This is a genomic window from Micromonospora echinofusca (assembly GCF_017614955.1).
GTDB lineage: Bacteria > Actinomycetota > Actinomycetes > Mycobacteriales > Micromonosporaceae > Micromonospora > Micromonospora echinofusca_A.
In genome coordinates this window covers 1-10,330 of sequence record NZ_WVUH01000263.1, presented here as the reverse complement: position 1 = coordinate 10,330, position 10,330 = coordinate 1, and the positions used below count along the sequence as shown (strand labels likewise).

The window sequence follows — 10,330 nt, the reverse complement described above, 5'->3', positions numbered from 1 at the left end:
GTCGTAGAGACAAACGCGCAGCAAGGCGCGCGGTTCCACTCTGCTGCTCCTTCCCTGTTGCCATCCCGCCCCGCCCCGCAGCCTTTCGGTAGGCCCACGGTCGGCGGACGCGCCCGGCGTCCGACGCGGGATGGAGGTGACCGGTGGACAACGGTGGCAACCGGGGCGCGGGCGCCCCAGCCCGGCCGACGTCGTTCTCGCAACAGCGGCTGTGGTTCCTCGACCAGTTGCGCCCCGGCTCCCCGGACTACCTGCTGCCGATGGCCATGCGTGTCCGGGGCCGCCTGGACGTCGGGGCGCTCACCGGGGCCCTCGCCGCGATCGTCGCGCGGCACGAGGTGCTGCGGACCCGCTACGTCGCGCCGGACGGTACCCCCTGCCAGCAGGTCGAGCCGTACACCGAACCGACGCTCCACCGGGTCGACCTGACCGTCGCCGGGGACGCCCCGGCCGACCCCGTCGACCGGATCGCCGCGCTGGCCGCCGACGAACTGCGCCGGCCCGTCGACCTGTCCGACGCGGCCCCGCTCCGGGCCACCCTGGCCCGGCTCGGGCCCGACGACCACCTGCTGCTGGTGGTGGTGCACCACATCGCCTTCGACGGCTGGTCCTGGGCGGTGTTCACCCGCGAACTGGCCGTCGGCTACGCGCAGCGCACCGGCGGTACGCCCGACCCGCTGCCGGCCCTGCCCGTGCAGTACGCCGACTTCGCGCAGTGGCAACGTGACCGGCTGCGCGGCGTACGGCTGCGCCGCCACCTCGACCACTGGCGGGACCAGCTCGCCGACCTGCCGACCCTGCGACTGCCCACCGACCGGCCCCGGCCACCGGTCTGGCGGGGCGCCGGGGACGTGCTCCGGTTCGAACTCCCCCCGGACCTGCTCGCCGAGGTCGACCGCTTCGCCCGGGAGCGTCGCTCGACCCGGTTCATGGTGCTGCTCGCCGTGCTGTACGCGTTGTTGTCGCGGTGGACCGGGCAGACCGACCTGGCCGTCGGTACCCCGGTCGCCGGTCGGACCCGACCGGAGGCCGAGCACCTGATCGGTCTGTTCGTCAACACCGTGGTCGTCCGGGGCGACGTGTCGGGGCGGCCGACCTTCGACACGCTCGTGGCGCGGGTCCGGGCCCGCGCGCTGGCCGCCTTCAGTCACGCGGAGGCGCCGTTCGAGCAGGTCGTCGAGGAGCTGGCCCCGGAGCGGGACCCGGCACGCAACCCGCTCTACCAGGTCAACTTCTCGCTGCGCAACGACGCCGCCGCACCGGTGGGACTGCCCGGACTCGACGTCGAGCTGCTGCCCACCCCGCTGGTCGGCACACCGTTCGACCTCAACCTCGACTGCACCGTCACCCCCGCCGGCACGCTGACCGCCCGGGTGCAGTACGCCACCGCGCTCTTCGACGCCGCCACCGTCCAGCGGTTGGCCGACGGGTACGTCCGGCTGCTGCGTGCCGCGCTCGCCCGGCCGGACACGCCGCTGCCCGAACTGCCGCTGCTGTCCGGGGCGGAACTCGCCGAGCTAGCGGCGTGGAACGACACCACGGTGGCGTACCCGACCGGGGTGACCCTGCCCGGGATGCTGGCCGGGCAGGTGGCCCGGACCCCGGACGCGCCGGCCGTCGTCGCCGACGGCGTCGAGCTGTCGTACGCGGCCCTGCACGCCCGCGCCGGCCGGATCGCCCACCGGCTGCGAACCCTCGGCGTCGGGCCGGAGAGCGTCGTCGGGGTCTGCCTGCACCGGGGCCCGGACCTGGTGGCCGCCCTGCTCGGGGTGCTCCGGGCCGGTGGGGCGTACCTGCCCCTGGACCCGGAACACCCCCGGGACCGGCTCGGCGTGACGATCGCCGACTCCGCCGCGCCGGTCGTGCTGACCTGCGCCGACCTCGCCGACCTGGTCACCGGCCACGGTGCCCGGGTGCTCGACGTGCGGGACACCGACACCGCACCGGCCGACGAACCGCAGGTGGCGGTCGACCCCGACCACCCGGCATACCTGATCTACACCTCCGGCTCCACCGGTCGCCCCAAGGGCGTGCTGGTCACCCACCGGGCCATCGTCAACCGGCTCCGCTGGATGCAGCAGACCTACCGGCTCACCGGCGACGACCGGGTGCTCCAGAAGACCCCGTTCGGCTTCGACGTCTCGGTCTGGGAGTTCTTCTGGCCGTTGACGACCGGGGCGACCCTGGTCCTGGCCCGCCCCGGTGGGCACCGCGACCCCGAGTACCTGGCCGGACTGATCACCGCCGCCCGGGTCACCACGGTGCACTTCGTACCGACCATGCTGCGCGCCTTCCTCGCCGCGCTGCCCGACGCGGCGGACCTGCCCGGCCTGCGCCGGGTGGTGTGCAGCGGCGAGGCGCTCCCCGACGACCTGGCCGAGGAGTTCCACACCCGGGTCGGCTGCGAACTGCACAACCTGTACGGCCCGACCGAGGCCGCCGTCGACGTCACCGCCACCCGGTGCCGGCCCGGCCGACCCGTGACCATCGGGGTGCCGATCGCCAACACCCGGGCGCACGTCCTCGACGACGAGCTGCGCCCCGTGCCGGTCGGCGTGGCCGGGCAGCTCTGCCTGGCCGGCGTGCAGCTCGCCCGGGGCTACCACGGCCGGCCCGCGCTGACCGCCGAACGGTTCGTGCCCGACCCGCTGGCCGGCGTCCCCGGCGAGCGGCTCTACCTCACCGGTGACCTGGTCCGGCGGCTGCCCGACGGCAGCATCGGATACCTGGGCCGGATCGACGACCAGGTGAAGATCCGTGGCTTCCGGATCGAGCCGGGGGAGATCGAGAGCGTCCTCACCGGACACCCCGGTATCCGCCAGGCGGTGGTGGTCGCCCACGGCACGACCGACCCGCGACTGGTCGCCTACCTGGTCCCGACGACCCCCGGGCACCTGCCCGGGGTGGCCGAACTGCGCGCCCACCTGGCCCGGGTGTTGCCCGAGCACATGGTGCCGGCCAGCTACGTGCCGTTGGCCGCCGTCCCGACCACCAGCAGCGGCAAGGTGGACCGCAGGGCCCTGCCGGACCCGGACACCCACCGGCTCGACGCCGGCACCGGCCGGGTCGCCCCGCGTACCCCGACCGAGCAGGCCGTCGCGGCGGTCTGGGCCGACCTGCTCGACGGGGTGACCGTCGGCGTCACCGACGACTTCTTCGCCCTCGGCGGCAACTCGCTGATGGTCACCCGGATGGCGTTCCGGCTGCGGGACCTCTTCGGCGTCGCGCTGCCGCTGGCCGACGTGTTCGCGGCGCGTACCGTGGCCCGCCTCGCCGACCTGCTCTCCGCCGCCGCCACCGGCGACGGCAGCCCGGTGCGGCCGGTGGCCCACGACCGACCGCTGCCGCTCTCCTTCGCCCAGCAGCGGCTGTGGTTCCTCGACCGGATGACCCCGCACGCCACCGACTACCTGGTACCGGTCGCGCTCCGGTTACGCGGACCGTTGGACCCCGACGCGCTGCTCGCCGCCCTGGCCGGCACCGTGCAGCGGCACGCGGTGCTGCGCACCCGCTACGCCGAACGCGACGGGGAACCGGTGCAGGTCGTCGATCCCGACGCGACCGTGCCGGTCGACCGGCCCGACCTGACGACGTTGCCGGCGGCGCGGCGCGAGGCGGAACTGACCCGACTCGTCGCCGACGACCTGCGCCGGCCGTTCGACCTGACCACCGGGGTACCGGCCCGGGCCACCCTGGCCCGGCTCGCCGCCGACGACCACCTGTTCCTGCTGACCCTGCACCACATCGTCTCCGACGGCTGGTCGGCCGGGCTGCTCGCCGACGAACTCGCCCGCCACTACACCGCCCACCGCACCGGCCAGCAGCCGCCCGCGCCACCTGAGGTGCAGTACGCCGACTACGCCGTGTGGCAGCGGCAGCACGCCGACAGCCCCGCCGCCGCAGAGCGGTTGGCGCACTGGTGCGACCGGCTCGCCGACCTGCCGACGCTGGAACTGCCCACCGACCGGCGCCGACCGGCGGTGCGCGACCAGCGGGGCGACCGGCTCGCCGTGGACCTCCCCGCCGAGGTGGGCCGGGCCGTCGACGACCTGGCCCGGCGGCACCGGGCCACCCCGTTCATGGTGCTGCTGGCCGCCTGGTACGCCGTACTGGCCCGCTGGACCGGGCAGACCGACCTGGCCGTCGGCACCCCGGTCGCCGGACGCAACCGGCCGGAGACCGAACGGCTGATCGGGTTCTTCGCCAACACCGTCGTGCTCCGCGCCGACCTGACCGGCCGCCCCGGTTTCGGTGACCTCGTCGACCGGGTACGCGACGTCGCCCTGGACGCCTACGCCCACGCCGACGTGCCGTTCGAACGGGTCGTCGAGGAACTGGCGCCGGAGCGGGACCCGTCGCGCAACCCGCTGTTCCAGGTGCTGGTCGAGCTACACCACCCGCAGTCCGCCGGCTTCGCACTGCCGGAGGTGACCGTCGAACCGGTGGACGTGTCCTGGCCGGTCGCCAAGTTCGACCTGATGCTGTCGGTCCGCCGCCGTGCCGACGGCGCGCTGCGCTGCGGCCTGGAGTACGCCACCGCCCTGTTCGACCGGGAAACCGTGGCCCGACTCGCCGGGCACTACCGCAACCTGCTCACCGCCGCCCTGGCCGACCCGGCGCAGCCGGTGGACCGGCTGGACCTGTTCGACCCCGACGAGCGCCGGAAGCTCACCACCGGCTGGCAGGACGTCGCCGTCGCGCCCCCCGGCGGCTGCCTGCCCGAACTGATCGCCGCCCAGGCCGTCCGCACACCCGATGCGGTCGCCGTGGTGGCGGCGTCGGAGCAGGTGAGCTACGCCGACCTCGCCGGCCGGGTCCGCCGCCTCGCCCACCACCTGCGGGCGGCCGGGGTACGCGCGGAGACCCCCGTCGCGGTGCTGCTGCGCCGGGACGCCGGTCTCGTCGTCGCCCTGCTCGCCGTGCACGCCGCCGGTGGGGTGCACGTGCCGATCGACCCCGACCATCCGCACGGACGCCGTGCCTACGTCCTCGCCGACAGTGGCGCCACCGTGCTGGTCAGCACCTCCGACGTGCTGACCGGGCCACCCGGGGCGGACGTGCGGGTGGTGCTGCTCGACACCGAGGCGGACGTCGTCGCGGGCCGGCCGGACGGGCCGCTGCCGGCGGTCGACCCGGACGGCGCGGCGTACATCGTGCACACCTCCGGCTCCACCGGCCGTCCGAAGGGGGTGGTGATCAGCCATGCCGCCATCCGCAACCGGGTGCTCTGGACCGTCCGGGAACACGGCCTCGGCCCCGGCGACCGGGTGCTGCAGAAGACCACCGTCGGCTTCGACGCCGCGATGTGGGAGTTCCTCGCCCCGCTGACCTGCGGTGCGACGGTCGTGGTGGCCGCCGACGGGGTACCCCGCGACCCGGCGGCGATGGTCCGGGCGGTCGCCGCACACCGGATCACCGTGCTCCAGGTCGTCCCGTCGGTGCTGCGGCTGCTCGTCGAGCAGCCCGACCTGGCCACCTGCACCGCGCTGCGGCTGGTGTGCTGCGCGGGCGAACCACTGCCCGTCGCGCTCTGCGACCGGCTGCTCGCGCGGGTGCCGGTCCAGCTGGTCAACACGTACGGGCCGACCGAGTGCGCGATCGACGTGACCGCGTGGCGGTACACCGGGAACGAACCGGGTGAGATCGTCGCCATCGGTCAGCCGTTGGACAACACCCGGATCCTGGTGCTCGACGCCGAGGACCGGCTCGCCCCGATCGGGGTCGCCGGGGAACTCTGCGTCGCCGGGGTCGGGCTCGGCCGGGGGTACGTCGGACGGGGCGACCTGACCGCCGAACGGTTCGTGCCCCACCCGTACCCGCAGGAACCGGGGGAGCGGCTCTACCGCACCGGTGACCGGGTCCGCCGCCGCGCCGACGGCTGCCTGGAGTACCTCGGCCGGCTCGACCGGCAGGTCAAGCTCAACGGGGTCCGGATCGAACCGGCCGAGATCGAGGCGGCCCTCACCGAGCACCCGCAGGTGCAGGCGGCCGTCGTCGACGTGTACCGCGACGACCACGGTGAGCAGCGGCTCGTCGCGCACGTCGTACCGGTCGCCGGTGCCGGGGTGGACGAGGCGGCGCTGCGGGACCACCTCGACCGCCGGCTGCCCGGGTCGATGGTCCCGTCGGTGCTGCGTCCGCTGGCCGGGCTGCCGCTGACCGCCAGCGGCAAGGTCGACCGGGCCGCCCTGCCCGGCCTGCGGGGCCTGGACACCGCCCCGGCGGCCCACCTGGCGCCGCGTACCCCGGCGGAGGCCGCCGTCGCCCGGGTCTTCGCCGACGTGCTCGGCCGGGACCGGGTCGGTGCCGACGACGACTTCTTCGCCCTGGGTGGGCACTCGCTGCTCGCCACCCGGCTGGTGTTCCGGTTGGGGTCCGCGGTCGGGATCGAGGTGCCCGTCGCCGAGGTGTTCGCCCGACGTACCGTCGCCCGGATCGCCGAACTGCTCACCGCCGACGGCCCGGGACGACCCGACCCGGTCGGCCCGGTCGTACCGGTGCCCCGCACCGGCCCGTTGCCGACCACGTCCGCGCAACGCCGGATGTGGTTCCTCGACCAGCTCGAACCGGGCAGCAGCGAGTACCTGGTGCCGCTGGTCCGACGGCTGAGCGGGCCGCTCGGCCCGGCGGCCCTGCTCGGCGCGGTGGACGACCTGGTGGCCCGGCACGAGGTGCTGCGTACCCGCTACCTCGCCGAGGACGGCACACCCGTGCAGGTGGTCGACCCGCCCGCCCCGCTGGGGATCCGCCCGGTCGACCTGACCGGCCTGCCGCCGGAGCACGCCGAGGCCCGGGCCCGGGAGCTGGTGCGGGAGCAGACCTCGGTGCCCTTCGCGCTGGACCGGCAGTGGCCGCTGCGCGTCCTGCTGGTGCGTACCGCCCCGGACACGCACCTGTTCGCGCTCGTCGCCCACCACGTCGCCGTGGACGCCTGGTCGCTGGACGTGCTCAACCGGGAACTGGGCATGCTGTACCGGACCCGGACCGTCGGTGCCCGGCCGCCGGCGCCCCCACCGGTGCAGTACGCCGACGTGGCGGCCTGGCAGGACCGCTGGTCGGCGGGCCCGGGTTGCCGCGCGGACCTGGCGTACTGGCGGGACCGGCTGACCGGGTTGACGCCGCTGGAACTGCCCACCGACCGGCCCCGACCGGCCACCCGCGACCCCCGGGGCGACCTGCTCCCGCTGGTGGTACCCGACGACCTCGCGGCGGCGGTGACCGCGCTGGCCCGCCGGCACGGGGTCACCCCGTTCGTGGTGCTGCTCGCGGTCTTCACGACCCTGCTGTCCCGGTACACCGGGCAGACCGACGTGGCGGTCGGCACCCCGGTCGCCGGCCGGACCCGACCGGAGGTGGAGGACGTCGTCGGGCTGTTCATCAACACCGTGGTCCTGCGTGCCGACCTGTCCGGCGACCCCACCTTCACCGGCCTGCTCGACCGGCTCCGACAGGACGTCGTCGACGCGTACAGCCACCAGGAACTGCCCTTCGAACGGCTGGTGGACGACCTCCAGCCGGAGCGGGACCCGTCCCGCAACCCGCTGTTCCAGGTGATGTTCGAGCTGCAACCGGCGCCGGCCGAACCGCTGCGCCTCGACGGCGTCACCACCGAACGGGTACCGGCACCGTGGCGGACCGCGAAGTTCGACCTCACCCTCTCCCTGGCCCGGCGCGCCGACGGCAGCCTGCACGGACTGTTCGAGTACGCCACCGCCCTGTTCGACCGGGCCACCGTCGACCGGATGGCCGGGCACTACCTGGAACTGCTGCGGGCGGTCACCGACCGGCCCACGGTGCCGTTGCGCGAGCTGGACCTGCTCACCACCGCCGAACGGCGGCAGCTCGTGCGGGACTGGAACGCGGTACCCGCCGAGGAGCCCGCCGGCTGCGTACCGGAGCTGTTCCAGCGGCGGGTGGCCGCCCATCCGGACGCCGTGGCGGTCACCTTCGGTGCCGACCGGCTCAGCTACCGGCAGCTCAACGCCCGCGCCAACCGGCTGGCCCGGCACCTGCGCGCGTCCGGGGTGGGCCCGGAGACGGTGGTGGCGGTCTGCCTGGAACGTGGCCCCGACGCGGTGGTCGCCCTGCTCGCCGTGCTCAAGGCCGGCGGCACGTACGTGCCGGTCGACCCGGAGCACCCGGTGCACCGGTTGGCCTTCATGATCGACGACGCGACGGCCCGGCTGGTGGTCACCACCGACCGGTTCGCCGACCGGCTGGCGGGGGTGGGCTGCCCCCTGGTCCGCCTCGACGGTGACGCCGACCGGATCGCCGGCCGGTCCGCCGAGGATCCCGCGCCGTCGGTCGGCCCGGACAACCTCGCCTACATGATCTACACCTCGGGCTCCACCGGCCAGCCCAAGGGCGTCCTGATCGGACACCGCTCGTACGCCCAGCACTGCGCGGTGATCGCCCGGTCGTACGACATCACCCCCGGGGACCGGGTGGTGCTGCTCTCCGCGCTCACCTTCGACGTGGCGATGGACCAGATCGCCGCGACCCTGCTGGCCGGGGCGACCATCGTGGTCGCCGACCCGCTGTTCTGGAGCCCGGCCGAACTGCCCGACCGGGTCGCCGAACACGGCATCACCATCATGGAGATCACCCCGGCCTACTACCGGGAGGTCATGCACCACGTCCGGCCCGGCGACGCGCGGCTGCGTGGGCTGCGACTGATGAACGTCGGCAGCGACGTGGTCACCGTCGACGACGCCCGACGCTGGGCGGCCACCGGACTGCCCGGCCGGTTCCTGGTCAACTACGGCCCGACCGAGGCCACCGTCACCTGCCTGCTGCACCCGGTCACCGGCGACCTGCCGGGCGAGCGGGTCGAGGCGGCCCTGCCGATCGGCCGGCCGGTACCCGGCACCCGGGCGTACGTCCTGGACGGCGCCGGCCGGCCGGTACCGGTCGGGGTGCCCGGGGAACTGCACCTCGGCGGGGTCCGGCTGGCCCGGGGGTACCACCGGCGGGCCGCGCTGACCGCGGAGAAGTTCGTCCCCGACCCGTTCGGCACCGAACCGGGAGGCCGGCTCTACCGGACCGGGGACCTGGTCCGGTACCTGCCCGACGGCAGCGTCGAGTTCCTCGGCCGGATCGACCAGCAGGTCAAGCTGCGCGGCTTCCGGATCGAACTGGGCGAGATCGAGGCGGTGCTGGCCGGGCACCCGTCGGTGCGGGCGGTGGCCGTGGTCGCCCGCGACCTGCACCCCGGAGACCGGCGCCTGGTGGCCTACCTGGTCGGCCACGACGACGACTCGCCGCCCGACGTGCCGGCGCTGCGGCTGCTGGCAGCCGACCGGCTGCCCGACTACATGTGCCCGTCGGTCTGGATGCTCCTGCCGGAGCTGCCGCTGACCCCGAGCCGGAAGGTCGACCGGCGGGCCCTGCCGGCGCCGCAGGTCGACCGTTCGGAACTGGAACGGTCGTACCTGGCGCCCCGCAACGACACCGAGGAGATCATCGCCGGGCTGTGGGCCGAACTGCTCGGCGTGGACAAGGTCGGCGTCCACGACGACGTCTTCCTGCTCGGTGCCCACTCGCTGCTGGTGACCCGGGTCCTGGCCCGGATCTGCGCGGTGTTCGCGGTGGACGTCCCGCTGCGGCGGCTGTTCGAGGCGACCACCGTCGCGGCGCTCGCCGACGTCGTGCACGCGGCGGTGGCGGACGAGATCGCGCAACTCTCCGACGACGAGGTCGACGCCCTGCTGGCCCAGCCGGACCGGCGCTGAGCCGGCGCATCCACCCACCCCGAGCCGAGAGGACATCCCATGACCGTCAGCGCGGACCAGGTCACCACCGGGCGGGCCGACGGGGACGGCACGGCCGTCTTCGCGGACCTGGAGTCGGAGGTACGGCTGTACTGCCGCCGGTTCCCGGCGGTGTTCCACCGGGCCAAGGGGGCCGACCTGTTCACCGAGGACGGTCGGCGGTTCATCGACTTCTTCTGCGGCGCCGGCACCCTGAACTACGGACACAACCACAGCTTCATCAAGCGACGGGTGGTGGACTACCTGGCCGACGACGGCGTGCTGCACGGACTGGACCTGCACACCGTCGCCAAACGGGAGTTCCTCACCTGTTTCGCGGAGACGGTACTGCGGCCCCGGGGGCTGGACTACAAGGTCCAGTTCTGCGGCCCCACCGGCACCGACGCGGTGGAGGCCGCGCTCAAACTGGCCCGCAAGGCCACCGGCCGGCGCGGGATCGTCGCGTTCACCGGGGCGTACCACGGCATGTCCCGGGGGTCCCTGGCGGTGACCGGCAGCCGGCGGGCCCGGCGGGCCGGCGGGGTGGGCGGGCAGGACGTGGGGTTCGTGCCGTACGAGGA

The 10,330-nt window shown here is 74.7% G+C and carries 2 protein-coding genes and 1 pseudogene; all 3 read left to right on the top strand.

Annotation, left to right across the window (positions count from 1 at the left end; genetic code table 11):
* Window positions 1-143 precede the first annotated feature (143 nt).
* A pseudogene (locus GSF22_RS35830) lies at window positions 144-3,272 on the top strand (non-ribosomal peptide synthetase); the annotation flags it as partial.
* 6 nt (window positions 3,273-3,278) lie between these two features.
* Window positions 3,279-9,731: an amino acid adenylation domain-containing protein gene (locus tag GSF22_RS24465; protein WP_439957803.1), complete on the top strand. Its 6,453-nt coding sequence runs from the start codon at window positions 3,279-3,281 to the stop codon at window positions 9,729-9,731.
* Window positions 9,732-9,770: 39 nt separating this feature from the next.
* Window positions 9,771-10,330 (top strand): aminotransferase class III-fold pyridoxal phosphate-dependent enzyme (locus GSF22_RS24460; protein ID WP_208816079.1); only part of this gene is annotated, 560 nt, incomplete at its 3' end.